Origin of the sequence: Rhodopseudomonas sp. BR0C11, from assembly GCF_010820945.1 — a bacterium.
In the GTDB taxonomy this organism is placed as follows: domain Bacteria; phylum Pseudomonadota; class Alphaproteobacteria; order Rhizobiales; family Xanthobacteraceae; genus Rhodopseudomonas; species Rhodopseudomonas palustris_H.
The window spans coordinates 1-602 of the sequence record NZ_QTKI01000808.1; the positions used below are offsets into that span (position 1 = coordinate 1).

Consider the following 602-nt stretch of genomic DNA (forward strand, 5'->3'; position numbering starts at 1 on the left):
CTGATCGTTCCAGGTTCGTCATTCCGGGGCGCTTGCGCAGCGAGCGAACTCGGAATCCCGAGCTGTTCTGCGACCACCGCTTCGCACCATCACTTCGAGATTCCGGGTTCGCGCCTGTCGGCGCGCCCCGTAATGACGAACCTTGGGGCGTTGAGCTTGCGCCGCGCGGTTTCGTTGACGCCGCTCACTCCCGTTGCCCCTCACTCACCACGCTCCGCTTCGCCAGCGCTGTCGCCTCTCGAAGCAAATCGAGGTCACCAAGGTGGTTGGCGAGGATCAGCACCAGCGCGGCGTCGAGTGAGGCGCTCTGCTCGTCGCTGAGACCGCGATGCGTCTCCACGATCAGCCGATAGGCGGCATCGGGATCGGCGAAATTGCTTTTGGTCGACAGCACGGCACTCATGGCGTGCCCCTCCCACATGCCCGCGCCAGCGCTGCGTCAACGGCAGCCTGCGTCGGATGGCGGAACCGGGCGGCGACGTAGCCGTCGGGGCGGAGCAGATAGGCCGCGCCGGGTGTGGCGTCGTAGCGCGCGGCGAATACGCCGTCGTCGTCGCGCAGCAGCGAGTCACCGCCGATCCGGAGGCTACGGACGCCCTGCG

Annotated in this window: 1 protein-coding gene and 1 pseudogene; both read right to left on the minus strand. The window is 67.4% G+C overall.

Annotated features, from left to right (window positions below; all coding sequences use genetic code 11):
* Nucleotides 1-184: 184 nt before the first annotated feature.
* Nucleotides 185-403, minus strand: a complete 219-nt coding sequence (locus DYI24_RS27515) for a DUF2783 domain-containing protein (protein WP_164574556.1) — start codon at nucleotides 401-403, stop codon at nucleotides 185-187.
* Nucleotides 400-602 (minus strand): annotated as a pseudogene (locus tag DYI24_RS27520) (FAD-dependent oxidoreductase); the annotation flags it as partial. The gene DYI24_RS27515 and the pseudogene DYI24_RS27520, both read right to left, overlap by 4 nt.

Coding starts and splice junctions, on each gene's coding strand:
- DYI24_RS27515 (WP_164574556.1), bottom strand. CDS start 403: ATGAGTGCCGTGCTGTCGACCAAAAGCAATTTCGCCGATCCCGATGCC.